Source organism: Noviherbaspirillum saxi (assembly GCF_003591035.1).
Lineage (GTDB): Bacteria > Pseudomonadota > Gammaproteobacteria > Burkholderiales > Burkholderiaceae_D > Noviherbaspirillum > Noviherbaspirillum saxi.
Map to the genome: position 1 here is coordinate 2,083,769 of NZ_QYUO01000001.1, position 24,933 is coordinate 2,108,701.

Annotated in this window: 26 protein-coding genes and 1 tRNA gene; 19 read left to right on the plus strand and 8 right to left on the minus strand. The window is 56.2% G+C overall.

The features are described 5' to 3' along the window. Positions 1-84: 84 nt before the first annotated feature. A complete protein-coding gene (locus D3871_RS09690) occupies positions 85-876 on the minus strand; it encodes a GntR family transcriptional regulator (protein WP_119768702.1) in 792 nt (263 codons plus the stop codon). Positions 877-1,164: 288 nt separating this feature from the next. Here D3871_RS09690 and D3871_RS09695 point away from each other — a divergent pair, with 288 nt between their 5' ends. The 6 genes from D3871_RS09695 to D3871_RS09720 all read left to right on the plus strand — a co-directional run bounded on the left by D3871_RS09695 (position 1,165) and on the right by D3871_RS09720 (position 8,538). After that, positions 1,165-2,154: a malate dehydrogenase gene (locus D3871_RS09695; RefSeq protein WP_119768703.1), complete on the plus strand. Its 990-nt coding sequence runs from the start codon at positions 1,165-1,167 to the stop codon at positions 2,152-2,154. A gap of 100 nt (positions 2,155-2,254) precedes the next feature. After that, on the plus strand, positions 2,255-3,226 hold the full coding sequence (locus D3871_RS09700; protein ID WP_119768704.1) for an HpcH/HpaI aldolase/citrate lyase family protein: 972 nt from the start codon (positions 2,255-2,257) through the stop codon (positions 3,224-3,226). Positions 3,227-3,305: 79 nt separating this feature from the next. After that, entirely contained in the window at positions 3,306-3,785 is a 480-nt protein-coding gene (locus tag D3871_RS09705) for a hypothetical protein (protein ID WP_119768705.1), read from the plus strand. 111 nt (positions 3,786-3,896) lie between these two features. Continuing rightward, positions 3,897-6,608, plus strand: coding sequence for an aconitate hydratase AcnA (gene acnA, locus D3871_RS09710; protein ID WP_119768706.1), 2,712 nt, complete (start codon positions 3,897-3,899; stop codon positions 6,606-6,608). Positions 6,609-6,788: 180 nt separating this feature from the next. Next, positions 6,789-7,007, plus strand: a complete 219-nt coding sequence (locus tag D3871_RS09715) for a hypothetical protein (RefSeq protein ID WP_119768707.1) — start codon at positions 6,789-6,791, stop codon at positions 7,005-7,007. Between the two features lie 283 nt (positions 7,008-7,290). Further along, the gene (locus D3871_RS09720; RefSeq protein ID WP_119768708.1) at positions 7,291-8,538 is read left to right on the plus strand and encodes a DUF2863 family protein; all 1,248 of its coding nucleotides are present in this window, start codon (positions 7,291-7,293) and stop codon (positions 8,536-8,538) included. Between the two features lie 97 nt (positions 8,539-8,635). Here the strand turns inward: D3871_RS09720 and D3871_RS09725 are convergent, their stop codons facing one another. Further along, positions 8,636-9,100 (minus strand): CYTH domain-containing protein, encoded by a 465-nt coding sequence (locus tag D3871_RS09725; RefSeq protein ID WP_119768709.1) that lies wholly within the window; start codon positions 9,098-9,100, stop codon positions 8,636-8,638. After that, on the minus strand, positions 9,097-10,230 hold the full coding sequence (locus tag D3871_RS09730) for a M14 family metallopeptidase (protein ID WP_119770000.1): 1,134 nt from the start codon (positions 10,228-10,230) through the stop codon (positions 9,097-9,099). The genes D3871_RS09725 and D3871_RS09730 overlap by 4 nt, the downstream gene beginning before the upstream one ends. A gap of 124 nt (positions 10,231-10,354) precedes the next feature. Here D3871_RS09730 and D3871_RS09735 point away from each other — a divergent pair, with 124 nt between their 5' ends. The 9 genes from D3871_RS09735 (at position 10,355) to D3871_RS09775 (ending at position 16,571) form a co-directional block, all read left to right on the plus strand. Further along, positions 10,355-11,296, plus strand: a complete 942-nt coding sequence (locus D3871_RS09735) for a Bug family tripartite tricarboxylate transporter substrate binding protein (protein ID WP_233575567.1) — start codon at positions 10,355-10,357, stop codon at positions 11,294-11,296. 62 nt (positions 11,297-11,358) lie between these two features. Then, positions 11,359-11,435 (plus strand) — tRNA-Pro (locus tag D3871_RS09740). Between the two features lie 123 nt (positions 11,436-11,558). After that, positions 11,559-12,872: a HEPN domain-containing protein gene (locus D3871_RS09745; protein WP_147376769.1), complete on the plus strand. Its 1,314-nt coding sequence runs from the start codon at positions 11,559-11,561 to the stop codon at positions 12,870-12,872. 38 nt (positions 12,873-12,910) lie between these two features. Further along, on the plus strand, positions 12,911-13,147 hold the full coding sequence (locus D3871_RS09750; RefSeq protein ID WP_119768712.1) for a hypothetical protein: 237 nt from the start codon (positions 12,911-12,913) through the stop codon (positions 13,145-13,147). Between the two features lie 131 nt (positions 13,148-13,278). Further along, positions 13,279-14,562, plus strand: a complete 1,284-nt coding sequence (locus D3871_RS09755; RefSeq protein WP_119768713.1) for a hypothetical protein — start codon at positions 13,279-13,281, stop codon at positions 14,560-14,562. Position 14,563: 1 nt separating this feature from the next. After that, complete coding sequence (locus D3871_RS09760; protein ID WP_119768714.1) at positions 14,564-15,643, plus strand: hypothetical protein; 1,080 nt, start codon at positions 14,564-14,566, stop codon at positions 15,641-15,643. Positions 15,644-15,695: 52 nt separating this feature from the next. Further along, positions 15,696-15,956: a hypothetical protein gene (locus D3871_RS09765; protein WP_158597900.1), complete on the plus strand. Its 261-nt coding sequence runs from the start codon at positions 15,696-15,698 to the stop codon at positions 15,954-15,956. 26 nt (positions 15,957-15,982) lie between these two features. Continuing rightward, the gene (locus D3871_RS31630) at positions 15,983-16,219 is read left to right on the plus strand and encodes a JDVT-CTERM domain-containing protein (protein WP_420799636.1); all 237 of its coding nucleotides are present in this window, start codon (positions 15,983-15,985) and stop codon (positions 16,217-16,219) included. 85 nt (positions 16,220-16,304) lie between these two features. After that, positions 16,305-16,571: a CPBP family glutamic-type intramembrane protease gene (locus D3871_RS09775; RefSeq protein WP_119768717.1), complete on the plus strand. Its 267-nt coding sequence runs from the start codon at positions 16,305-16,307 to the stop codon at positions 16,569-16,571. Positions 16,572-16,586: 15 nt separating this feature from the next. Here D3871_RS09775 and D3871_RS31855 read toward each other — a convergent pair whose 3' ends face one another. Then, positions 16,587-17,030, minus strand: a complete 444-nt coding sequence (locus tag D3871_RS31855) for a hypothetical protein (RefSeq protein WP_233575568.1) — start codon at positions 17,028-17,030, stop codon at positions 16,587-16,589. A gap of 26 nt (positions 17,031-17,056) precedes the next feature. Here D3871_RS31855 and D3871_RS09785 point away from each other — a divergent pair, with 26 nt between their 5' ends. Then, positions 17,057-18,268 (plus strand): MFS transporter, encoded by a 1,212-nt coding sequence (locus D3871_RS09785; protein WP_119768719.1) that lies wholly within the window; start codon positions 17,057-17,059, stop codon positions 18,266-18,268. A 94-nt stretch (positions 18,269-18,362) separates the two neighbouring features. Continuing rightward, entirely contained in the window at positions 18,363-19,424 is a 1,062-nt protein-coding gene (locus tag D3871_RS09790; protein ID WP_119768720.1) for an acyltransferase family protein, read from the plus strand. A 23-nt stretch (positions 19,425-19,447) separates the two neighbouring features. Here the strand turns inward: D3871_RS09790 and D3871_RS09795 are convergent, their stop codons facing one another. Then, positions 19,448-19,885 carry a CBS domain-containing protein gene (locus D3871_RS09795; RefSeq protein ID WP_119768721.1) on the minus strand — a complete coding sequence of 146 codons (438 nt, stop codon included), beginning with the start codon at positions 19,883-19,885 and terminating at the stop codon, positions 19,448-19,450. A 27-nt stretch (positions 19,886-19,912) separates the two neighbouring features. On the opposite strand from D3871_RS09795, the gene D3871_RS29735 reads away from it, so the two are divergent. Both D3871_RS29735 and D3871_RS09800 read left to right on the plus strand, forming a co-directional pair. Next, a complete protein-coding gene (locus D3871_RS29735) occupies positions 19,913-20,098 on the plus strand; it encodes a hypothetical protein (protein ID WP_147376770.1) in 186 nt (61 codons plus the stop codon). A 35-nt stretch (positions 20,099-20,133) separates the two neighbouring features. Continuing rightward, on the plus strand, positions 20,134-21,489 hold the full coding sequence (locus D3871_RS09800; protein WP_119768722.1) for an erythromycin esterase family protein: 1,356 nt from the start codon (positions 20,134-20,136) through the stop codon (positions 21,487-21,489). Positions 21,490-21,622: 133 nt separating this feature from the next. On the opposite strand, the gene D3871_RS09805 is transcribed toward D3871_RS09800, so the two are convergent. The 3 genes from D3871_RS09805 to D3871_RS09815 form a co-directional block, all read right to left on the minus strand. After that, entirely contained in the window at positions 21,623-22,762 is a 1,140-nt protein-coding gene (locus tag D3871_RS09805) for an ABC transporter substrate-binding protein (RefSeq protein ID WP_119768723.1), read from the minus strand. A gap of 4 nt (positions 22,763-22,766) precedes the next feature. Next, positions 22,767-23,780, minus strand: coding sequence for a branched-chain amino acid ABC transporter permease (locus D3871_RS09810; protein WP_119768724.1), 1,014 nt, complete (start codon positions 23,778-23,780; stop codon positions 22,767-22,769). A 140-nt stretch (positions 23,781-23,920) separates the two neighbouring features. Continuing rightward, the gene (locus D3871_RS09815) at positions 23,921-24,805 is read right to left on the minus strand and encodes a branched-chain amino acid ABC transporter permease (protein ID WP_119768725.1); all 885 of its coding nucleotides are present in this window, start codon (positions 24,803-24,805) and stop codon (positions 23,921-23,923) included. Positions 24,806-24,933: the final 128 nt, after the last annotated feature.

A 24,933-nucleotide genomic window follows, 5' to 3' on the forward strand; every position in this document is an offset into this window, starting at 1 on the left:
ACACCAATACATATCTTCACCGAAGACAATTTTCCGTTCGCCAAGCGACCATACCCAGAACGCATTTCCAGCCTTGAATTTCCTTCAACTCAGGTCATTCTGGTAGTGATGGTTTTCGGTCAGGTACAGTCCGCGCCGCACTTCCACCGGCTTGTCGCCGTAGGTGTAGGACACGCGTTCGACACTGAGCAAGGGCGTATTTTGCGCGACATTGAGCAACTCCGCAGTGGGCTCATCGGCCGCCACCGCACGAATACGCTCGGAAGCGCGAATCATGCGCGTGCCAAACTCGGTTTCGAACAGGCCGTACATCGGCCCCTTGTACTCGACCAGACGCTCCGCCGTCAGCCCCTTGAAGATCACTCCAGGCAGCCACAGCTCTTCGACGATCGTAGGCGCGCCGTCGAACGACTGCACGCGTTTGATGAAAATAACGGAATCACCCGACTTGATATCCAGTTGGCGCGCCACTTCTGCGGGCGCGCGCAGTCTCTTGACCTCAAGGATGTTGTTGTCGGCATAGTGCGGTTCGCCGGCATCCGGCATCAACCGCAGGAATCGGAATTGCGCGCGCGCCTCATGGTGCGTCGCGACGAAGGTACCCTTGCCCTGCCTGCGCACGACCAGATTTTCGGCAGCCAGCTCATCGATGGCTTTGCGCACGGTGCCCTGGCTGACCTTGAAGCGATTGGCCAGCTCGACCTCGCTCGGAATCAGCTCGCCGGGCTTCCATTCGCCCGACTGCAGGCTTTGCAGGATGAGCGCCTTGATCTGCTGATAGAGGGGGCTAAAGGTCGGTGAAGTTCCGGGAGCAGCGGCTCCCGCGCCTGCTGAAGGCGCACCATTGGATGTCGGATTGGACGTAGCGGAACTCATGACAGGATTTCACCACAAAACCCACCTTGCAGTCCAGCAAAAACTGCCATGACATATGTCTTATATAAGATATAAGATACTCATTGACAGACCGCCAATGGAAGCCTACACTCGCGTGCAATATTGGCAGGACGCAAGCCGCACAGGAAGCCTGTTTGCAGCGCACGCGAATCCGGTGGAAGACCTCGGTTGGCTGTCGTTGAAGAGCTTTCGACGGTATTATTACAGGCTTGCAGAAATTTTCGTAAAAAGTTTCGTCCGTTTTCTTTCCCACTTTGGAGATTCACCATGGCTAAAGCCCCAATGCGCGTTGCCGTTACCGGCGCCGCCGGTCAAATCGGCTACTCACTGTTGTTCCGCATCGCCAACGGCGACATGCTGGGCAAGGACCAGCCGGTTATTCTGCAGTTGCTCGAGATCCCGGATGAAAAGGCCCAGAAAGCGCTCAAGGGCGTGATGATGGAAATCGACGACTGCGCATTCCCGCTGTTGGCCGGCATGACCGCGCACAGCGATCCGATGACTGCATTCAAGGACATCGATGTTGCCCTGCTGGTCGGCGCACGTCCGCGCGGCCCGGGCATGGAGCGCAAGGACCTGCTCGAAGCCAATGCACAGATCTTCACCGTACAGGGCAAGGCACTCGACGCAGTCGCGTCCCGCAACGTCAAGGTGCTGGTGGTCGGCAACCCGGCCAACACCAATGCCTACATCGCGATGAAATCGGCACCCAACCTGCCCGCCAAGAACTTCACCGCCATGCTGCGCCTGGACCACAACCGTGCGCTGTCGCAACTGGCTGCCAAGGTCGGCAAGCCGATCACTTCGATCGAGAAGCTGTGCGTCTGGGGCAATCACTCCCCGACCATGTACGCCGACTTCACCCATGCCACCATCGACGGCCAACCGGCCAACACACTGGTGAACGACCAGGCATGGATCAAGGACGTATACCTGCCCACAGTGGGCAAGCGCGGCGCAGCGATCATCGAAGCACGCGGTCTGTCTTCCGCAGCCTCGGCCGCCAACGCGGCGATCGACCACGTCCGTGACTGGGTGCTCGGCACCAACGGCAAGTGGACCACCATGGGCATTCCGTCCGACGGTTCCTACGGCATTCCGGAAGGCACCATGTTCGGCTACCCGGTCACTACCGAGAACGGCGAGTACAAGATCGTTCAGGGTCTGGAAATCGATGCATTCTCGCAAGAGCGCATCAACCTGACACTGAAGGAACTGCTCGAAGAGCGCGAAGGCGTCAAGCACCTCGTCGGCTAAGCCTCACAGCGACAGGACAAGTGATGCGCGCCGGCGCATTCCAGCGGCGTCACTTGTTCCTCCGTTCACCGCAACACAACTGAAGTACGCAACGCTGCACATGCACCCTTCCGAGGTCTTATTCCAGGGCACGCACATGCCGGTTTCCATTCCGGTCTGCGACCACTATGCCGGCTCCGAAAAGCTGATGCAAAAGTCGATTGCCCTGCAACAAGAGCTTGGTCCCGTTTTCGATATCACTTTCGACTGCGAAGATGGCGCCAGCGCCGGCAATGAGGAAGCGCACGCCCGCCTGGTCGCGTCCCTGATCGCCGGTGAAGGCAACCGCTTCGGCCGCATAGGTGCCCGGGTTCACGACACCAGCCATCCCTGTTTCGAACAGGACGTCGAGATCATCTGCAAGGGCGCAGCCCAGCGCCTGGCTTACCTGGTACTGCCCAAAGTCAACAGCGCGGCTGAAGTCAAACGTGCAATCACCATCATCAAGCGGCACGCCAAAAAGGCGGGCCGCGACAATCTTCCGGTACACGTCCTGATCGAGACGCATGGCGCGCTGGCCGAGGTGCATGCGATCGCCGCCCTGCCCGAGGTCGAATGCCTGTCTTTCGGCATCATGGATTTTGTGTCATCCCACTTCGGCGCAATTCCAGGCAATGCGATGCGTTCCCCGAGCCAGTTCACGCATCCACTGGTGGTACGCGCGAAGCTTGAGATGTCCGCAGCCTGCCATGCGCACGGCAAGGTTCCGTCACATAACGTCACCACCGAAATCAAGGACACCGCGGTCGTTGCCAATGATGCAAACCGCGCCGCTGCCGAATTCGGCTATACGCGCATGTGGAGCATCCATCCCGACCAGATCAAGCCAATTCTGAAGGCGCTGTCGCCGCGCAGCTCGGAAGTCCATGAAGCGATCAATATCCTGACCGATGCGCAGGCTGTGCAATGGGGTCCCATCCAGCACAACGGCAAGCTGCACGACCGAGCAAGCTACCGTTATTACTGGACGATTCTGCAACGCGCCAAGGCGAGCGGCATGCCAATTCCCGATTCAGCTGCAACTTTGCTCTAGGCTGTTGTAGGATACGCGACGCTGCATGCATTCATGCACTTACTTGATCAACTTGGCGCGCACTAAAGGAAACACCCCCATGAAAACCGTATCAGCAATCCTTCTTCTGGTCGCCGGCATCGGCTTCGTCATGCCCTCGATGGCAGAGGAAACCAAGCCTGCATCCCCCGCCAAAACCGCCAAGCCCGAGAAGAAGGCGCCTGCAAAAAAGGCCGCTGCTACCCCCAAGGACGCGCATTCGTCCCATGACGACGACAAGGAGCCGGACGTCACCGGTCTGAGCGGCACCCCCTACGATTGCGAACTGGGCAACAAGCTGACGATTTACCAACTCGCCGACAAGGACCAGATCGCCTTGCAGTGGAACAAGCGCCTGCACCACATGGACCGCGTCACGACCACGACCGGTGCCAACCGCTTCGAGAATACGAAAAAAGGTCTGATCTGGATCGGCATCCCGGCCAAAGGCATGCTCCTCGATTCCAAGAAGGGCCAGCAGCTGGCAAACGAATGCAAGAGCCTGGAGCAGATGGCGCCCAAATCTGCCGACAAAAGCTGACGGTAAGAGCTACAGTGAAAGAGGCAGCGCGCCCGGACACGGTCGCGGCGACGATTTAGTACCCCATGTAAATAACCAAACAGTTCAGTACCAACAAAATAAGGAGAGGTTATGTCCCGCAATACTTTGAACACGCTGAAGGAATTCAAGATCTCGGATTCCAAGAAAGGCAAGTTCTACTCGCTACCCGCGCTGGAGAAAAAGCTTGGCGTGAACATTTCACGCCTGCCGGTCTCTATCCGCATCGTGCTCGAATCCGTGCTGCGTAACTGCGACGGTAAGAAAGTGACCGAAGAACATGTTCGCCAGTTGGCGAACTGGGGTCCGACGGCAGCCCGCGTCGATGAAATCCCCTTCGTCGTCGCGCGCGTGGTATTGCAGGACTTTACTGGCGTTCCGCTGCTGGCCGACCTGGCCGCCATGCGCAACGTCGCTTCCAAGCTCGGCAAGAAGCCGAAGAACATCGAGCCGCTGGTACCGGTCGACCTGGTCGTCGACCACTCGGTGCAGATCGATCACTTCCGCGAAAAGAAGGCGCTCGACCTGAACATGAAACTGGAATTCCAGCGCAACAACGAGCGCTACCAGTTCATGAAGTGGGGCATGCAAGCATTCGACACCTTCGGCGTCGTTCCCCCGGGCTTCGGCATCGTGCACCAGGTCAACCTGGAGTACCTGGCACGCGGCGTCCACAAGAAGCAGGACGTCTACTATCCGGACACCCTGGTGGGCACCGACTCCCACACCACTATGATCAACGGCATCGGCGTCGTCGGCTGGGGCGTGGGCGGTATCGAAGCCGAAGCCGGCATGCTCGGCCAGCCAGTCTACTTCCTGACGCCGGATGTGGTCGGCGTCAACCTGACCGGCGCACTGCGCGAAGGCGTCACCGCAACCGACCTGGTGCTGACCATCACCGAACTGCTGCGCAAGCAAAAGGTCGTCGGCAAGTTCGTGGAATTCTTCGGCGAAGGTACAGAGTCCCTGACACTGACCGACCGCGCCACCATCGGCAACATGGCACCGGAATACGGCGCAACCATGGGCTTCTTCCCGGTCGACGAAGCCACTATCGACTACTTCAAGGGCACGGGCCGAACCAAGGCCGAAATCGACGCATTCGAAGCCTATTTCAAGGCACAGAAGCTGTTCGGCGTCCCCAAGGTCGGTGACATCGACTACTCCACCGTGGTCGAACTCGACCTCGGCACGGTTGCGCCGTCGCTCGCAGGTCCGAAGCGTCCGCAAGACCGTATCGAAATCGGCAACGTCAAGTCGACCTTCGCCGACCTGTTCTCCAAGCCGGTGTCCGAAAACGGCTTCAACAAGAAGGCAGAAGACCTCGAAGCACAGTACGAAACCACCAATGGCGTCAAGGTCAAGAGCGGTGACGTGCTGATCGCAGCGATCACTTCCTGCACCAACACCTCCAACCCGAGCGTACTGCTGGCCGCCGGCCTGCTCGCCAAGAAAGCGGTGGAAGCCGGCCTGAAGGTCGCTCCGCACATCAAGACCTCGCTCGCTCCTGGATCGCGTGTCGTTACCAAATACCTGGAAGCGGCCGGCTTGCTGCCCTACCTCGAAAAGCTCGGCTTCGGCGTGACCGCATACGGCTGCACCACTTGTATCGGCAATGCCGGCGATCTGACGCCCGAGCTCAACGAAGCGATCGTCCAGCACGACATCGTGGCATCCGCGGTGCTGTCGGGCAACCGTAACTTTGAAGCGCGTATCCACCCGAACATCCGTTCCAACTTCCTGGCTTCCCCGCCGCTGGTCGTTGCCTACGCAATCGCCGGCAATGTCACCCGCGACCTGATGACCGAACCGGTCGGCAAGGGCAAGGGCGGCAAGGACATCTACCTGGGCGACATCTGGCCGACATCGGCAGAAATCAGCAAGCTGATGAAGTTCGCGCTGAACGGCAAGACCTTCAAGGACAACTACGCCGACGTCAAGGGCGCTCCGGGCAAGCTGTGGGAACAGATCAAGGGTGTCGCCGCGGGCGAAGTCTACAACTGGCCTGCATCGACCTACATCGCCGAACCACCGTTCTTCAACGACTTCGAGATGGAACCCAAAGCCGCTGCAACCGGCATCGCCGGCGCACGTGCACTGGGCGTATTCGGCGACTCGATCACTACCGACCACATCTCCCCGGCCGGCTCGATCAAGGAAACCAGCCCGGCAGGCAAGTGGCTGCTTGAAAACGGCGTGCTCAAAGCAGACTTCAATTCCTACGGTTCGCGTCGCGGCAACCATGAAGTCATGATGCGCGGCACTTTCGCCAACGTGCGGATCAAGAATTTGATGATCCCGGCGAAGGACGATGGCTCCCGCGTTGAAGGCGGCCTGACCGTGCACCAGCCGAGCGGCGAGCAAATGTCGATTTACGACGCTGCAATGAAGTACGTCAACGACGGCGTGCCGACCATGGTCTTCGCAGGCGAAGAATACGGTACTGGCTCATCGCGTGACTGGGCTGCCAAGGGCACCCAGTTGCTGGGCGTAAAGGCCGTGATCGCGCGTTCGTTCGAGCGTATCCACCGTTCCAACCTGGTGGGCATGGGCGTACTGCCCCTGCAATTCCTGGGTGACGACAGCGTACAGTCGCTCAATATCACCGGTGACGAGTCCTACGACCTGAAAGGCATCGAAAACGACATCAAGCCGCAGCAGACCGTGACACTGGTGATCAATCGTGCTGACGGCACCCAGCAGGAAGTGACCGTCCTGCTGCGTATCGATACGCCGATCGAAGTCGACTACTACAAGCATGGCGGCATCCTGCCGTTCGTGCTGCGCCAGCTGCTGGCCGCTTAACGCCGACTCTCCGGCATCGCCTGCATATGTCGCAGGCGATGCGCATGGGAAGTTTGCAAGGCAGCTGTAAGAATGCCGTAGTACTCTTCAGTCAAGAAAAACGCCGGAGTTTTCCGGCGTTTTATTTATGGGGTTTATCACACCTTTGATTTTTTCTTAGAACTGATCTGGAGACTTGCCATGTGGAAGATTTTTGTAGCCTTTATCGCGTTTGCTTTGCTTGCCCTGTTCGTCATCATGAAAGGCGGCGACAAGATCGATATGCAAGGTGAAACCGCAGGCCATAACCCGACCGAAGTACCGGCGTCCGCCCATGGCTCTGCATCCGCTCCGGCCACACCTGCAACGCCTGCGACGCCCGCTGCTCCGGCGTCTTCTGCGCCCACCGAATCGAAGTAAGCCGATAAGGAGAATGCCGGTCAGCGCGCTTTACCGCACTCCCGGCATCAGCTTCCGCAACGCCGCATGCAGACCATGCGGCGTTTCTCTTTTGTCGATGCAGGGTGCCTTGCCTATACTGATGCTTGCATAACCCAACGCAGTTTTTTGATGACATACCGTGGCATGCGTGCAATTTATTCAAAGCATCAAAACATTGACTCCCCACTCCCCATCTTCGCATTTTGGTGGCATTCTGTTGAATCAACTACAATACGTTTCCTTTCGCTTATCCTGATCAGCCATGCGTCGTCTTTCCAAAAGCTCTGCCAACAAGTTGTCAGCGGACAGCCAGCGTCTGGTTTCCCTGGCACAAGGTGCGGCACAGTCAGCCAGCCGCCTGGAAGAACGGAACTGGGAGCATGCGCTTGACGCCCTGCTCCACAAAATCCTGAAGGCGAATCACCAGGAACACATCGACGCGGCGCTCGAACACCTGTTCAAGGCCGACCTGCTAGCCTATGACACCTTGATGGAAGCGGTCGAAGCCGGCAGCGAATCCTGTTTCCTCGAACATGAAGGCGTGACTTACCAAGCCTTGCTGATCGCCATACCGGCCCTGGCGTGGACCCGGTTCACGATTGCATCGGGTCCAGTGTCCGACGAAACCCGTACTGCCCTGTGTGCCCACCTGCATGGGCACCTGCTTGCGCCGGATACCCAGGTCGCGATGGCGCCGACGCTTTTTTCCATCGATCAGCTGCCGCGCACCCATGCCGACACCTTTGCACTGACCCAGCGCATGGCCCAGGCAGCGGTCAAGCACACCAGCCTGCGACCGGCCGCGAATGCTCCCGAGACTGCCCCGTTTCTCGCCGATACCCGTTATCTGCTGGCGGTGGTGGCCGCTCCGGCCGGCGCGCCCTTGTTTGCGTGGCAAGCCAGTCTGCATCCTGCTGAACGTGAAAAGGCGCTCGAACAGTGGCGCCGTCAGGCCACACCCAGCATCGCACCACTGCTGCCCGGATGCGGCATCGACCTGTTGATGCCCGAAGCCTATTACATCGCCTGCCGCGAAGCCGACAGGCAAATCCGCCCCGCATCGATACGCGCGGCCGTGCATTTTCTGACGCATACGCTCGGTGTCGACACCAGCGGGCTGCGCGCCATCATCGGCAGCTTTACCGAAGAACCCGGCAGCGGCCGCGTCGATGAATACCGCGTCGGCTTCACCCTGCGCCAAAGTCCCGAAGTCGTTTATGGCGTCGTATGGCCGCTGTATGGCGCCGAAGACGAAGACGAATCGGCGGTCACCACCTTCGAATCACTGACCACGCCGGAGATACTCGACAGCGAAGTGCGCACCCCGGTCGAGCAGATCATCGCCCTCCTGCGTGCCTGCGGCGTCACGCATATCAAACGTCATTCGGAACAATTTCCGATGGAGTTCTGCGATGACTGCGGCGCACCGCTGTATCCCGATACCGAAGCCGAGCTGGTGCATGCGGAATTGCCGGAAGATGCACCGGCCAGCACTGGGCATCTGCACTAAGTTCCCCCCCCCCTTGCAGGGGCGCCCGGCGTAGGGTGGGGTAGTACGGTTGAACCATCACGGACATAAGCCTGACCTTCCACAAGAACGTACACTCTTACCACGTCGAATACGGATGCTTTAACAAGCTTGAATTGAAATAGCGCGCATCATGCGTCACCTCAACCCCGATCCAGTCGGGTTTGGCAAATGCCTGATCCTCGCTTTCCAGTTCAATCTCCGCAACGACCAGCCCGGCGTTATCGCCCATGAATTCATCGACCTCCCAGGTCATGCCTTCAAACACGATGCGATAACGCTTCTTTTCAATGATGGGCCGTTCGCATAGCGAGTCGAGAAACTGTGCCGCATCCGCCAGCGGAATCGGATATTCCCACTCGCCGCGCGTAGCGCCGACCGAACGTCCCTTGACCGTCAGCATCGCATCCTCGCCTTCGATACGCACCCGCACGATCCTGTCCGCATTCGACGACAGATACCCCTGCCGCAGCAAGGCGCCCGACCCCAGGCTTTTCCAGCGATCGTCGACCACAAGAAATTTCCGCTCGATTTCGACGCTCATGCCTTGGCCCTTTCGATCGCAGCCAGCATAGGCTGCAGCACCGCCGCCCCGAGTCGCGCGCTGCGCGCGCCGTTCCAGCCGACATTCGGCGCTGGCAGATCCGCATTGTCCTTGAACGGCATTTCCAGCGTCAGCGAAATGCATTTGAAGGTATGCCCGATATATTTCGACGCCAGCTGCAGCATCTCTTCACGGTACTTGCTCGTCTCGTAGCCGACCGTCGTCTGAAAGTCCGGACTCGCGCGAACAAAGCTGTCGATAAACGCCTGCTGCTCCGCTTTCTGTGTGTCCGTAAAACCTTCCAGCATTTCGCATCCGGCCACAAAGACATGCGGCAGCGTCTCATCCCCATGCACGTCCAGGAACAGATCGCAGCCGACTTCATGCATCATGTTCTTGACCAAGAAAACCTCCGGGCTGCGTTCCATTGACGGATTCACCCATTCGCGATTCAGGTTGGCCCCGGCTGCATTGGTTCGCAGATTGCCGCGCACCGAACCATCGGGATTCATGTTAGGCACCACATAGAACACCGCCTCCCGCAGCAGCCGGCGCGCCAGCGGATTATGCGTATCGGCCAGGGCATCCAGCATGCCTTCGACAAACCACTCCGCCATTGTCTCGCCCGGATGCTGCCGCGCGATGACCCAGATCTTTTGCGCGGCATCGGGATTGCCCAGCACCGCAACATTGAAATCGCGGCCATCGACTGTGGAACCGATATCGATCACACGGCCGGCCGGCGAGTTTTCCACCCGCCCCAGCAACTGCAAATGCCGCTCCCACGAATAAGGCTCGAAGTAGGCGTAATACACGCTGTCGCGCTCCGGCGTGTGCGAGATCGTTAGTACCTTGCCGTCATACGCGGTCGGCACGCGGAACCACTGCTCGCGGTCATAGCTGGCGACCGCATGGTAATTGGTCCAGCCGCCGGGAAAGGCCGCCTGCGACGCATTCAACAGCTGCATTGAGCAGGCCTGCCCGCGCGCGCCCTGCAGCCGGAAATAAAACCACTGAAGCACGTCCGCATGCGAATCCTTGCGAAGATTTAGCTCGATCGCATCGGGACGTCCCGCACGGACCACCTCGATGGCGCCGGCGTCAAAGTGTTGGCTGATTTTGATTGTCATGCCTGAAAAAGTAATTGAGTGATCAAAGAAATGCGGCCCATGCCACATCGCCGGCACAGGCTGATACCATGTCGCGGATTCATTCTATGCCACAAACACCACAATGATCTTTTGCAAGCTTTTGATGGCCCTCGGCTTGTTTGCCGCCGCCCTATCCGCATCCGCCGACAACTGGCCCTCGCGCCCGATACGCTTCGTGGTGGCAGCCCCCGGCGGCTCATCGCTGGACGTCATTGCGCGCACACTGAGCGACAAGCTGAAGGACCGCCTCGGCCAAACCATCGTCATCGACAACGTTCCCGGCGCATCCGGCACCATTGCCACCGGCAACGTCGCGCGCGCTGCACCGGACGGCTACACCTGGTTGATTTCCTACAACGGCCCGCTTGCCTACACCCAGTTCCTGACCCGCCTACCCTATGATCCACAAAAGGATCTGGTCCCGGTCATACAAACCAGCGCCCAGCCCAACGTGCTCGTCGTCAGCGCCGACCTGCCGGTCAACAACGTGCGTGAACTGATTGCCTATGCGCGTTCGCGTCCGGGCAAACTGAACTATGCGTCGGTTGGGAACGGATCGTCATCGCACCTGACCATGGAATTGTTCAAGTCCATGACCGCAAGTTACGTCGTGCATATTCCGTATAACGGCGCCCCGCCGGCGGCCCTGTCGCTGGTCGCGGGTGAAACGCACCTGCTGTTTTCCGTTCCTTCCGCTGTCATGCCGCAGGTCAAAAGCGGAAAGATCAAGGCACTGGCGGTCACCAGCGCAGCCCGTTTTCCATTGCTGGCGGATATCCCTACAGTAGCCGAGTCCGGCTTGCCCGGTTTTGAATCGATTACCTGGAATGGCGTGCTGCTGCCGAAAGGTACGCCGGCCGACATCGCCCGCCGCTTGAACCGTGAAATGGATGCAATTTTGAAACAAGCGGATGTCCGCACTCGTCTACAAAATGCCGGCCTGGACCCGATAGGCGGATCGCCCGAGATGTTTGCTGCCCTGCTCGCCTCGGAAGCGATCAAATGGGAGCCCGTCATCCGCAGGACCGGTGCCAAGCTGGACTGATGTGAATCAAGCACGGATGCGTGGCGGAAATCATAACGGCTCTGCTATAATGCGGGCTTCGTCGGGGCGTAGCGCAGCCTGGTAGCGCACTTGCATGGGGTGCAAGGGGTCGGATGTTCGAATCATCTCGCCCCGACCAATCAAATCAAAGACTTACAGCCTTGGCTGTATGTAAACGCAGCACTGTATATTAGACGTTTTCTAATATCGGGCTGCGTTTTTTGTTTGTGCCTCTGGATTCGTTTTCAGATAGGGAATTAGCGTGAGACTTACGGTAGAAATCATCAGTGTGCATGAAGCCAATGTTTCTCTCTGTCGAGATGCAAAAACCTTGCACGCCGTTTTATTTTCGGATTCTCAGTTCGCAGAAAAAGGCGGTGTTGTGACATATGCAAAGGGATTTTCTTGCAAGTATAGTGCACGCGATGTAAGCAGTAATGACGACGGTGTGTGTGTGCTTCACTTATTTACTGCGGATATTCCCGATGAACAAGTGCCAAGCTCACTTGAGGGCTTTTCTGCAATGCTAAAAGCATTCCGGACCAATCTCTACACGTTACGTGCCATACGCATAGACACACTTTGGGACGACATCGGTTTTAGATACTGCCAAATGGCATATCCCAAGATTCTCAAAACAGAGAATCTAATGCGAAAGCTTATTACTCAATTTATGTTACGAAACCTCGGAGCAGCATGGGTTGATTTATCAGCTCCCAAAGAGGTACGAGATGAAATTGGAAAGGCGAAACGTACGTCGGGGAATGCAGATCCGTTGCATAACGTCGATTTTTCAAGCCTTGCTGATTACCTTTTGAAGGCATACGCAAGTGAACCGACAGAGTCGATTCACAAAATTATTAAGACGATTGACCCGAATAAGCCTGATGAGATAGCAGCTCAACTCGAAAATTTAAAATCTATGATTCCACAGTCTAATTGGGCGAGATATTTCTCCAAAATTGTGGATTGCGAGGATGGTTTTTTAAGAAAGCAATGGAGTGCTCTTTATGAACTTCGCTGTAAAGTTGCACATAACACGTTTTTGGAACGCCGTGAGTATGAAACAGTTGTTGCTTTATGTGACGAACTTGATGGAATTGTAGGAAAAGCAATTGATCGACTTAGTCAGGTAAACGTTCCGACAAGCGATGTTGCAGAACTAGAGGAACTTGCAACAAGTGTTTCCGATTCAATCGGTCAGCAAAATTATTTAGATCGCCATGTACATAGCGACCGATTAAGGAGCCAACTGAAAAAGCGGTTGCATCTCGAATTACTTGGTCTACAAGGAGAATTAAGAGACCTTGCTGCAGCGCATGACTTAAATCTTAGCGATCAGGAAAGGCATAGCCTGCGCCATTTAGCGAGAAAAATTCAAATTGCTGGTCTTATGGAAGCGAGAATCAAAAGGGTTATAGAAGAGGCTTCCGATATAGCATCGGACGGGAATAATACGATAAATTACTCCTCAGCGTCTTTGAACAATTGGATAGATGCCGTCGCTTCTCTGCGCATGGACATACGTCCTCTCTATCCAAAAGAAGAAGCATCGCAACCATCAGCAAATGGCTAAGCAGACACGGATAACTTAGACTTAGCTCTGCCTTCCTATTGATTATGCACGACCTCTCCGTAATCAAGAATGCCGTCTATCACGTCCTTGACGATGACAGTGAAGAGCCCGAAGCAATGCGGCAGGCTGCCTTCCGGTCGATCGTCGGACCGCATTTGGCGCTAGAAATGGTGGAAGCGCTCGAACAGCGCCCGGATGCCGAGCAGGTTGCCGAGTTGAAAAAAATGGGGTCAGATCTTGCAGTTCACCAAAAAAGGCGTTGTTGCAAGACCTGACCCCATTCTTTACCATTCTTTACAAAATTTTCGGTCTTGTGAGCGACACGCCATTGAAGGTGCAGCTACGTAGATGAACTCAGCGTGCTATTCAATTACACTTACGTACCTTCAAAAACAACAAGATTACTATGCCAGTTAACGCATCACAACTGAACGCCGAACTTGCCCACGATCTTCAATCCGGGCTAGGCCTGACAGTCATTAATGAGTTTGATCACCTTCAGATTGTCGGCATGGCCAGTATCTTGTCGCTTCACATAAAGGGTTTAGGTCAGCTTGAATACGACGTCCTACGACAAGTAGCCTACTATTTCTGGGACATTACGGGCCGCGACCTAAACCAAGTGCTGAATCTGTTAGCCGAGATTGAATACATCGACTTGATCACAAGTGGAAGCACCATAACGAAAGTTATTCCGAAAATACCCCACTTTGATTCTGTTTATTCGGGCATTGGTGAGTATCTGGCAAATCAACACCTCAACGAAAAGGAACAACTTACGCTGGCCATCCTAGGTGAGCTGACGAATAAGCCCGAAAAACGGAATGCATTGATTGGCCGGCTTGGTGCTGAAGTTAAATTATTCACAGGCTGCGAACGGATAGTTTCTGAAAGCGGACTCGTCCTTTCAAAACGCGCACGCGGCCAAGACATTCTTGTAAGTCCTACATACTTTGCTGACAACTTAGATTCTGTTGTGGATCTCGCTGCAGCTGGGGGCGCCAAGCGGATCGAGCGCATTCTCAATTTGGTTGGTCAGTCCCAGGGATGGCCGTTATCGCTGATTGAGAAGCAAGGTGAAGTTGCAGGCTACAAAATTGACTCGCACGAGTTGAATATTCTGAAGTCACTGGTCGGGGATGGGGTACTCAAGCCACCAAGCATTAAACGCCCGAGCGCTAACATCGAGCTGTTCATCTTTACTCCTCGGCCCGGCAATATCCGTTTAAATGCTGCAAACCGCAATATTTACGAAAAGGCAATGGGTTTGGTCGCATCTATTCGAAAAGGCCAATTGCTTGAAGAGAGATATCGAATCAAATACCCAGTAGCGCTCCTTCAAAAGTTGCGCAATTTCAAAGCTGTCGGAGCGAACAGCGAAGCATTAGTACAGTATCGGAATTTGGTGAATTTGCAAGTTGGCAAGCTTGTTAAAGTAGGTTCAGATCGTTATCAGTTGCAATTGATTGACACTCCGGAAAATTTACGAGCAGTCGATGAAGCAATAGCCCTGATACAAACTGGGCAAATGAAACATTCTTCCGTTGATGAAGAGGCGCGCATCGCCCTAACCCAGGATGAAGCCTATGTTCAGTCACTTACATCATCTGCAAACTTTCGCAAGATGAATAAGCTCGAACTGTTAGATGAAGAAAAGAGCGAGGTTGAGCAACTGTTACTGGACCTCTAATATGAAAGATATTCATCAAAAGTTGAAGTCTGTCCGTTACTGCGTCGCCTTAGACATTGTCCCGTACATGGAAGTTTTAGTGCGCTTCACGTCCGAAGTCGGCGATAAACCTGCAGATATTACTGATATTGATGTGCTCGGCATAAAGCCGTGCAGTGAAAGTGCTACGCAGCGCATCGTCTTTGACTGCAAGACTTTGAGCAAAATGAGCCCCGTCAATCGCGCCCTTTGGGCTAGAGGCCTCATGGCACTAACACAAAGTGACGAAGCCTTTGTAATTCTGCTCAAAGCCGCGCCAGAAGGACACCGCCTTGCCGGAAATAGCCTGAATGTTAGGCTTTTCACTGAAGAGATGTTCGATGATTTTGCTCGCTCTGCTGCAAAGGATTACTCAGTGCCAAACTCCTATATGGAGAACTTAGGCGCTTGGGAATGTTTAGCTGAAATACCTTCAAAGTTTCCCGCTCTCGAACCATTTTTGTCGTATATAAATTCAAGTGCAGTCTTGGAAATCGACGGAAGGCAAGGCTTACGTAGCTTGATGGCGAGATGCAAAAAGATTGAAGGCGAGTTCGACCCATCCAAAGCGACCCACAGAGCGCTATTCAAACTTACGGTGGTCCAGTTGTGCTTGTATATGAGCGAAATGGTTCGCGACTTTCATAACATTTTCACACAAAAAATGGAAAGAGCGGAGTTTGAGCGAATTCTTAGGTACTACATTTGGGGAGGTAAAGAGAATTACGAATTGCGGCAGCGCTTGAATGTTGCGCTCAAAGCGGCCAAAGGTTTGCCGGAGGTAGAACCGTTTGAATTTCCTGCATGGGAAAAATTTGTAGAGCTATTCCGCTCATTTCTTGACGCACCATTATTATTAGGAAGCGTCTGCTTGCCATTGAAAGACTTGGCGTTTCGAGAGGTGAGCACGCCGACGGCTGATCTTGATCGGCGGCTCTTGCAACGTCTTGATGCAAATGACCGAGTCCGACAATTCATCCTTGCGTCTGCCTCGTACTTAATCGCGGCAACTCGTCTCCCAAGGGATTTCAAAGAGCATCTAATCAAAGATATGGGACTTTAGTTAACGCCGGCACGGGCTCTATGCGGAGCCTCTTCGCTGGACGACGCACTTAATGCGCAGGTCAATCGCGACACCTCTACTTGTGGCACGCGCCCCTGTGTTCGAAGCAGATGTCGCCAATACCTGGCCCCGGCTCTATCTCGAAGTCAAGGATTCGCCCGAACAGACCCGTGTGGCGGCGAAAGACGTCTATCCATGCGGCCAGCTTGGCGAGCTGGCTCCCGAAGGCACGCCAGTCAATGGCAAAGGCTCGAGCGACATCAACAAGAACAATGGCGAGATTGCCTCCGGCGACGGATGGCGGCAACGGTAATCTGATGGACGTCGCGGATTGGGCAGGTGCACGTTTGGGGTGCTGCAATTTCCCTGCACCTCAGCCGGCAGCACCGGCCAACTCCGACCCCGACACGCCGACTGCGCCGGCAAGGTTGGGCGCCGCGGCGGCATCCCCCCCTGGGAGGTGGTGGTGGAGCCTGTGCGATGCGTGCCGACGGACGATTCGATCCTATGTTGCCCGGATTGCTGCTTGCTGCCATGGCATCGATCGTACGACGTCATCGGAGTGATCAGAAATAAGCCAGCTGGTTGAAGTAGATTTGCTCAATATGCGTGCATGTTTTAACGAACATGCACGCATCAACGCCATGTCACCAATAATACTATGATGCGCGCCATAACACGTTCCATCCTGAACGATCTGGGCCTGCACTTCAGCCATTCATTTTTGTTCGATCGTCAGTTCCATTACGCTCTGCTTGCTGCGCCAGTTCTTCTTGGGGCGCTAAGCTCGATCAATCCTGACTGGGCTCACGGCATCGCGATCTCGCTCGCGCTTGTGGTTTCAATCGTGCTCTGGCGGCCGCTCATCGAAGAGCTGCTGTTTCGCGGCTTCCTGCAAGGGGAATTGAACAGGCGTTTCCAGAGCTAATGTCAAATCTGGTGTTCACAGCCTCTGAGGCATAGAGTTTTCAGGCGGCGAGTTTCTGTTGTTCCAGTAGATCGTCATGCACTGGTATTCCATCTTTGAACGGCACGCCGTTTCCATGCGCGCGCCTTGACGGGAAAAATCAGCGTTGCAAACTGCATCGCTACGCTGCTGTTTTGCGCGGTGCATATGATCCATCAAAGCGTCGCACTTGCCGCCGCTGTCATCCTCCCTTTCCTGCTCTTCGACTACCTTCACGAGCGGCATCAGTCGATATATTCGGCAATCTGCCTTCACGCTGTTTACAACGCCCTTTTTCTTGCGACGAGACGCTGACGCGCATTGCGCTTTCGCCATCAAAAGCAGCGCACCGAGAAATTCAGTACCATTCCTGTCACGGCCATCTTCATCCCTCCATGCTTCAGCGGAGCATAAGGGTGCATGAATCCAGCGCGTAACCACTACAAGCACTATTACAGGCAAATCGAATGCAGGCGAACGAGCAACGCGGTAAGGATAAACAGGATACGCTGGCGGTCGTACTGCCCATTCTTACCGGAATGCTGGTCACTCTGGTCACCGTCGCCTATGCACGTCTGGCGTTCGGCTTGATTCTTCCCTTCATGCGCGCCGATCTTGGCTTGACTTATCAGCAGGCAGGCAATCTGGGCACGATCGTCTCACTGGGTTATCTATTTCTGGTCATGGTGGCAGGCATCATGGCCGCGCGCTGGGGCGGGCGCATCGCGGTGATGCTAGGCCTGTGCCTGACGACGCTTGGCTTCGTGGTGCTCAGTCTAAGTTCTCAACTGCCGCTGCTGGTATTGGCAATGCTGCTGCTCGGTTGCGGCACGGCGTTTGCCTATACGCCGGTCATTTCACTGCTTGCCGGCAGCTTCCCGCGTCGCCGCGGCGCGGTGATCGGCATGACCAATAGCGGCATCGGCGTTGGCATATTAAGCGCCAGTGCACTAGTGCCTTACCTGATCGAATCCTTCGGCCCCACCGCATGGAGATGGGCGTGGGCAGTCTTTGCGGTGATCAGCGCTGCCGCCTTTGCCGCGAGTGCGGCCTACCTGCCCCGCGTGCGCATCAGCGCGGCTGCGGCAAAAGCAGCACCGCAGGTGCCGATGTACAGGAACAGTCGTATCAATCTGACCGGCTTGCTCTACGGCGTAGTCGGGACGACATATATCGCGCAGACGACCTTCATGTATAGCTTTGCGCTGGAATCGGGCATGTCGGCGGTGACGGCGGGACGGATGTCTGCCTTGCTCGGCATCCTGTCGATATTCGCCGCGCCGAGCTGGGGTTATATTTCCGACCGTTTCGGCCGTCCGCGCGCCTTGCTGGTGGCCATTGCACTCAATACAGTCGGTACCTTCCTGCCAGTGCTGTGGCCCACTGTGCCCGGTTTTACCATGCACTACCTGGTGCTCGGCTGTACGGTGTCAGGCATGTTCACATCCATCCTGACCATGGCGGCAGAATCGGTCGAGCCACAGCAAGCGCCGCGCGCAACCAGTTATGTGACCTTGTTTTATGCAATGGGACAATTCGTGGGGCCTGCGCTTGCAGGATTGTTGATCGAGCATGCGGGTGGATTCAAGACTGCGTTCACGGCAAGTAGCCTGGTACTGGCCCTGGGGTTCGTTCTGGCTTGCCGGCTCGCGTGGCTGTCGCGCACCCCGCTGCGATAATGTCATGTAGCCATGATTGTGCCAATGCGTCATGTACAATCAGTCGGCCGACGCAAACGGCGCATCCCTTTCATCAGCAATCGACCCATAGAGCATGGATAACACCGGCAGCGTACGCCTGAACAATTTCGATTTCCTGCGTATCGTCGCGGCGTTCCTGGTGTTGATCAGTCATCAATACGCACTCAACGGGTTGCCGGAACCTGCCTTCCTCAACAGCATGAGCCTTGGGACGCTGGGCGTGCTGGTGTTCTTTTCCATCAGCGGTTTTTTGGTATCGCAGAGCTGGCGTCAGGATCCGCACGCAATCCGGTTTCTCGCCAAAAGGATTTTGCGGATCTGGCCGGGACTAGCTGCGGTAACGCTGATATCGGCATGTGTGCTGGGGCCGATGGTATCGACGCTGCAGTGGCAAGATTATTTACATCATCCGAACCTGACGGATTTTTTGCGTAACCTGAAAGTCGTAACGATCCGCTATTTTCTGCCTGGAGTATTTGAAGAAAATGTCTATCCAAGGGCCGTGAACGGTTCGCTGTGGACAATACCGCTTGAAGTGCGCTGTTATCTGGCGCTGCTTGTCGTGGGATGTATCGGCCTGATGAAGCACCCTCTGCTGGTATTGCTCGGCTTGATAGGGTTTACAACTTATTACTTCGCCGTCGCGCCGGATCCACTCAATTATCAATACCACTTCGGTTTGTTCTTTTTTGCGGGCGTATGCCTGGACCTGTTCCGCAATCGCTGGATGCAGCGTCCCGCTTATCTCTTTCTGGCGCTCGGCGTGCTGGCCGCAGGCTGCTATCTGCTTGGCGCTGGTGGAGCCGCGTTTTTCCTGTTGATCCCGGTTGTGGTCGTTGCCTTCGGTATCCGTTCCACGGCGGTTGTCAAGCGGGCAGGTCGATTTGGCGATATGTCCTACGGTATTTACATCTATGCCTTCCCGGTCCAGCAAACCATCTTGTGGATAGTCGGGAAGGACTTTCCCTTTATGCAGGGACTCTTGCTCGCTGCAATCGCGACGACAGTCTGCGCCTATCTGTCCTGGCACCTGATCGAGCGCCCCGCCCTTGGACTCAAGCGGCGCCTGCCGCGTCGTGCAGCGGGCAAGCCCGTAACGACCGTTGAAAGCAGCGACGCGCGGCCAGTCACTTAACGCAAACTAGCCGGCTTAAAGATTCAATGCGGCCGGTCCGGCTGGGACGGCGAGGAAATCTCTCCCAGTGTCCTGTCGACCTGCGCCGAATGCTTGGTCGCCATGTCACCCAGGGATACGATGCCCACGAGTTGGTGGGTATCGTGATCCAGTACGGGGACGCGCCGAATCTGGGTGTCCGCCATCTGTTCCATCACCTCATCCACGGGCTGGTCATCGAAACACCAGCGAACCTGTTGCGACATGACGTCCTCTACATGAGCCCGCTCGGGCGCCTGGCCGGCAGCGGTTGCACGTATGGTGATGTCGCGGTCGGTGACCATGCCAATCAGTTTCTGGCCATCGCACACCGGAAGTGATCCTACATTCATTTCATCCATCAACTGGGCAGCGCGCATGACGGTTTCCTGCGGCGAGACGCTGCGTACGTCGCGGGTCATGATATCGGCAATCGTTTGCATGACAGTTCCTTTCGTTCAAGAAATGCGATGCGGCATATGCGCGGTTTGTCGCGCATGCTGTGCCCGCACCGCTTCGAGAAGACTCAGTGTAGTACAAAGTTTTTGCGTAAAAAGGACGCGCCGCTGGGGGACGGGCAAAAGCTTTTGTTGCTCTTCGCGATCTTTTCCCAAGCTGCATTGATGATGAAAATGACGGAACTCTCAAGCCGCTGAAAAGCCGAAATATATGTAGATACCGGAGGTATGCCGTGACTGAACGATCTACCATTGAAGCGATTCAACAGGAAGCCGTTCCCCTTACCGGCGACGTAGGCATCGACCATGTCGTCGAACAGATCGCCGACGCATCCATCGTGCTGCTTGGAGAAGCAACGCACGGCACGCGCGAGTTCTATCACATTCGCGCCGAGCTCACCAAACGATTGATTGTCGAGAAAGGTTTTACCGCCATTGCCGTCGAAGCCGACTGGCCCGATGCGCTGCGCGTAAGCCGCTATGTGCGTGGTCCGGACAGCCAGGGCACGCTGGCGGGCATGACGGCCAAGGAGGCCTTGCATGGATTCGAACGTTTTCCACAGTGGATGTGGCGCAATACCGATATCGTCAAACTGGTCAGCTGGCTGCGGGTGCATAACCAGCAGCGCAAGGATCATGGCGGCAAGGTCGGTTTCTATGGAATAGACCTGTACAGCTTGCGCAGTTCGATGGATGCCGTGGTCCGCTATCTGTCAAAGGTCGATCCGGAGGCGGCGCGACAGGCACGCGCGCGCTACGCCTGCTTCGATCATCTTGCGGACGATCCCCAGCGCTATGGCTATACGGCGAACTTCGGCATGCGCAAGGATTGCGAAGATGAGGTGGTACAGCAGCTTGTGGCCATGACAAACGATGCGCCGCGCTTCGCTCTCGCTGACCATCCCTCCGCAGCGGATGAACTCTTTTATGCTCAGCAAAATGCCCGCGTCGCGCAGAACGCCGAAGCCTATTATCGGACGATGTTCCAGGGCCGCAACGAATCCTGGAACCTGCGCGACGAGCATATGGCCGACACTCTCGACGCGCTCCTTGCCCACCTGCAGGAAGGCAGCCAATCTGCGGCGAAAATCGTGGTGTGGGCGCACAATTCCCACCTTGGCGATGCGCGCGCGACGGAAATGGGCGAAGACGGCCAGCACAACGTCGGCCAGCTGATGCGGCAGCGCCATGGCAAGGATGCGACCTTCCTGCTTGGATTTACTACCCATGACGGCACGGTGACGGCAGCATCGGAATGGGATGGTCCGGCGGAGAAAAAACTGGTTCGGCCATCGCATCCGGATAGCTACGAGCATCTGTTTCATGATGCCGGGATAGGCGACTTCTATCTCCGTCTGCGTGACCGACACCATGTATCGGACGTGCTGGAACAACGTCGCCTGGAACGTGCAATTGGTGTCATTTATCTACCGGAAAGCGAACGCATCAGCCATTACTTCCATGCATGCCTGCCGAAGCAGTTCGACGCAGTCATCCATATCGACACCACCCATGCATTACAGCCGCTGGAGAGAATGGCAGAACTGCATGACGGCGAGATGCCGGAAACCTATCCGACCGGGATCTGATGCATGAGGAAGGTCGGAAAAAAGGGTTACGCGAACGTAACCCTTAAACTGCTGGGGACAAAACAACTACAAACAACCACCTACTCTGCTACCGAACCACCACGTTGCTTACACCAGACTGCTTCAAAACTCTTTACCGCAAAAGCCGTCCATCTTTGCCGATCACCGTAATCTCGACAAACCGGGAACCGATCCGATTTGTCGGCGAAAACCTCACCGTAAATCCGCCGGTATCGAAGGCATTCAATGTTTCCAGCGCACGGATCACCTTCTCGCGTGTCGCGCCGGCTCCGGCGCGTCGTATGCCTTCCACCAATACCTTGGCGCCGACAAACTCTTCAAAGCTTGTATAAGACAATTCAGAACCGGCGGGCGCATACTTTTTCATCGCCTGCTGATACTCTTTCACGATGCCTGTTGTTGCCGAATACGGATACGGCATCACTTGCGCCACACCAATGCCGCGCGCACTGTCGGGGCCAATCAGGCGGCTGATCTCTTTCGGATTGACCACCGAAATATTGACCAGCTGTGCCACTGTGGAGGCCGAACGGATCTGCTTGCTGAATGCGGCAGTGCTCTTGTTCACCGAGATCATCACAACTGCCTGCGGGTTGGCCTTGGCAATCTGCTTGACCGCTTCTCCGACATTGTCGGTATTCTTTTCATAGGCGCCGGTGCCGGCCACTTCCAGGCCGCGCTTTTTCAGCGCCGCCTCGACTCCCGCCAATCCCGCCTTACCGAAAGGATCGTCCTGGTACATCACGCCGATGCGTTTCATGTTCAGCATGATGAGCTGGTCGACGATGCCTTCGGCTTCGTCGGCGTAACCGGCGCGGATATGAAAGATGTAAGGATTGAACGGCGTGCGCAACACTTCGCCACCCGTGTAGGGTGCAACCAGCGCAATGTTGGCCTGCTCTAATACCTTTTGCTTCAGGAGTTCGCCGACATTGCCCGTTCCGGCGAATCCGATCAATGCCAGCGCTCCTTCCTTGTCGATCATTTCCCTGGTCAAACGGACGGTTTCCTCAACCTTGTAACCGTCATCCTTGACCACATGGCGAATCTTCTTGCCATGTATGCCGCCCTGCTCGTTCACCTGCTCGAAATACACCTTGGCGCCCAGCACCATGTCCTTTCCAGTGTCGGCCAATACGCCGCTCAACGGAGCCACCTGCCCGATGACAATGTCATCGGCGTACGATGCGCCAACTGCGAATGATGCTACACAAGCTGCTGCTGCCAACCGTAACCAGCGAAGTGGCTCCATGATGCTATCCCTCCATTGTTTTTACCACTGTTGAATGCACGCGTGCCGGCTCCGGTTTGCGCTTCTTTGCGAACTCGACCAATTCGCCGACGATGCCGCGACGGAAAGCAAGCACGCAGACGATGAAGATGAAACCGGTCACGATCGTCACCGACTCGCCGATTGCCCTGAACCATTCGATACCCGTTGCACCGGCGAGGAAGTTGCCGAAGTCGCCCAGCTTGTTTTCCAGCGCGATGATGACGATCGCACCGACGATGGGACCGCTCAACGTGCCGAGGCCGCCGACCAGCGTCATCAGGACCACGAGGCCGGACATCGACCAGTGCACATCGGTCAGGGTCTCGAAGCCCAGCACCACGGTCTTGGTGGCACCGGCCAGACCGGACAATGCACCGGACAGTACGAAGGCCAGCAGCTTGTACTTGTCGACATCGTAACCCAGCGAAATCGCACGCGGCTCGTTTTCCTTGATTGCCTTGAGCACCTGGCCGAAAGGCGAATGCACGGTGCGCATGATCAGCGCAAAGCCGGCGACGGCGATGGCGAGCACGACGAAGTACATGGTCAGGTCGCTCGACAGGTCGATCACACCAAGCAGACTGCCGCGCGGCACGCCTTGCAAGCCGTCTTCACCGCCGGTGAATGGTGCCTGCAGACAGACGAAATACAGCATCTGCGCCAGCGCCAGCGTGATCATCGTGAAGTAGATGCCTTGGCGGCGAATCGCCAGGCCACCCATCACGACACCGATCAGCGCCGCAACCGCGATACCAGCCACCAGGCCGATTTCGAACGGCAAGCCCATGACCTTGATCGCATGGCCGGCCGCATAACCGGCCATACCGAAGAATGCGGCGTGACCGAACGACAGCAGTCCGGTAAAGCCGATCAGCAGATTGAATGCACAGGCAAACAATGCAAAGCACAGCACCTTCATCAGGAACACCGGGTAGACGACGAAAGGAGCTACCAGCGCCGCTGCCAGGGCAATCGCGTATCCGACTTTCTTGTTCATAATTACGACCTTTTCAAACCTGTCATTCCGAACGAAAACCATTCACTTCTTGCGTACTGCCACGCATGCCGCATCGGGGCCGACTACGGTACTCGCTGCGTTCGGGATGACAGCGGGTACCGCAACCGGATGCAGCAAGCTTATTTCTCCTTGCCGAACAGGCCGGCAGGACGAATCATCAGCACGATCGCCATGATGATGAACACGACCGTTGCCGACAGCTCGGGATAGAACACGCGGGTCAGGCCTTCGATGATGCCCAGGCCCAGGCCGGTGATGATCGATCCCATGATGGAACCCATGCCGCCGATCACGACCACCGCGAACACGACGATGATCAGGTTCGAGCCCATCAGCGGCGATACCTGGATCACCGGCGCCGCCAGCACGCCGGCAAGCGCGGCGAGCGCCACGCCGAAACCGTACGTCGCGGTCACCATCAGCGGGACGTTGATGCCGAAAGCTTCGACCAACTTGGGATTTTCGGTGCCTGCACGCAGGTAGGCGCCGAGCTTGGTTTTTTCGATCACGAACCAGGTCGCCAGGCAGACCAGCACCGATGCCACCACAACCCATGCACGATAGTTAGGCAGGATCATGAAGCCCAGGTTGGTTGCGCCCATCAGCGCTTCCGGCACCGAATATGGTTGGCCGGAGACGCCGTAGAACGAGCGGAACAGACCCTCTAGCATCAGCGTGATGCCGAAGGTCAGCAGCAGACCGTACAGATGGTCCAGCTTGTACAGCCAGCGCAGCATCGTCTTTTCGATCACGATGCCGAACAGGCCGACCAGGATTGGAGCGGCGATCAGCATCACCCAGTAGTTCAGGCCGAGATAACTCAAGCCCATCCAGGCGAGAAATGCGCCCATCATGTACAGCGCGCCGTGCGCGAAGTTGATCACATTGAGCAAGCCGAAAATGACGGCCAGGCCAAGCGAGAGCATCGCGTAAAACGAGCCGTTGACCAGGCCGAGCAACAGTTGGCTCAACATTGCCTGCAGGGGGATGCCGAAGATATCCATAGTCGATAAGAAAATTGGCCGATGCAAATCACGTTTGTTTGATTCCTCCTGATGCAGGGGATGGCGGGCATGACGGCAGTGCAACCATACAATCGGCTCAGGAAGGTTCGGCCACCCTGTCCGGCACA

Coding starts and splice junctions, on each gene's coding strand:
- D3871_RS09690 (WP_119768702.1), bottom strand. CDS start 876: ATGAGTTCCGCTACGTCCAATCCGACATCCAATGGTGCGCCTTCAGCA.
- D3871_RS09695 (WP_119768703.1), top strand. CDS start 1,165: ATGGCTAAAGCCCCAATGCGCGTTGCCGTTACCGGCGCCGCCGGTCAA.
- D3871_RS09700 (WP_119768704.1), top strand. CDS start 2,255: ATGCACCCTTCCGAGGTCTTATTCCAGGGCACGCACATGCCGGTTTCC.
- D3871_RS09705 (WP_119768705.1), top strand. CDS start 3,306: ATGAAAACCGTATCAGCAATCCTTCTTCTGGTCGCCGGCATCGGCTTC.
- acnA (WP_119768706.1), top strand. CDS start 3,897: ATGTCCCGCAATACTTTGAACACGCTGAAGGAATTCAAGATCTCGGAT.
- D3871_RS09715 (WP_119768707.1), top strand. CDS start 6,789: ATGTGGAAGATTTTTGTAGCCTTTATCGCGTTTGCTTTGCTTGCCCTG.
- D3871_RS09720 (WP_119768708.1), top strand. CDS start 7,291: ATGCGTCGTCTTTCCAAAAGCTCTGCCAACAAGTTGTCAGCGGACAGC.
- D3871_RS09725 (WP_119768709.1), bottom strand. CDS start 9,100: ATGAGCGTCGAAATCGAGCGGAAATTTCTTGTGGTCGACGATCGCTGG.
- D3871_RS09730 (WP_119770000.1), bottom strand. CDS start 10,230: ATGACAATCAAAATCAGCCAACACTTTGACGCCGGCGCCATCGAGGTG.
- D3871_RS09735 (WP_233575567.1), top strand. CDS start 10,355: ATGGCCCTCGGCTTGTTTGCCGCCGCCCTATCCGCATCCGCCGACAAC.
- D3871_RS09755 (WP_119768713.1), top strand. CDS start 13,279: ATGCCAGTTAACGCATCACAACTGAACGCCGAACTTGCCCACGATCTT.
- D3871_RS09760 (WP_119768714.1), top strand. CDS start 14,564: ATGAAAGATATTCATCAAAAGTTGAAGTCTGTCCGTTACTGCGTCGCC.
- D3871_RS09765 (WP_158597900.1), top strand. CDS start 15,696: ATGCGCAGGTCAATCGCGACACCTCTACTTGTGGCACGCGCCCCTGTG.
- D3871_RS09775 (WP_119768717.1), top strand. CDS start 16,305: ATGATGCGCGCCATAACACGTTCCATCCTGAACGATCTGGGCCTGCAC.
- D3871_RS09785 (WP_119768719.1), top strand. CDS start 17,057: ATGCAGGCGAACGAGCAACGCGGTAAGGATAAACAGGATACGCTGGCG.
- D3871_RS09790 (WP_119768720.1), top strand. CDS start 18,363: ATGGATAACACCGGCAGCGTACGCCTGAACAATTTCGATTTCCTGCGT.
- D3871_RS09795 (WP_119768721.1), bottom strand. CDS start 19,885: ATGCAAACGATTGCCGATATCATGACCCGCGACGTACGCAGCGTCTCG.
- D3871_RS29735 (WP_147376770.1), top strand. CDS start 19,913: ATGCGGCATATGCGCGGTTTGTCGCGCATGCTGTGCCCGCACCGCTTC.
- D3871_RS09805 (WP_119768723.1), bottom strand. CDS start 22,762: ATGGAGCCACTTCGCTGGTTACGGTTGGCAGCAGCAGCTTGTGTAGCA.
- D3871_RS09810 (WP_119768724.1), bottom strand. CDS start 23,780: ATGAACAAGAAAGTCGGATACGCGATTGCCCTGGCAGCGGCGCTGGTA.
- D3871_RS09815 (WP_119768725.1), bottom strand. CDS start 24,805: ATGGATATCTTCGGCATCCCCCTGCAGGCAATGTTGAGCCAACTGTTG.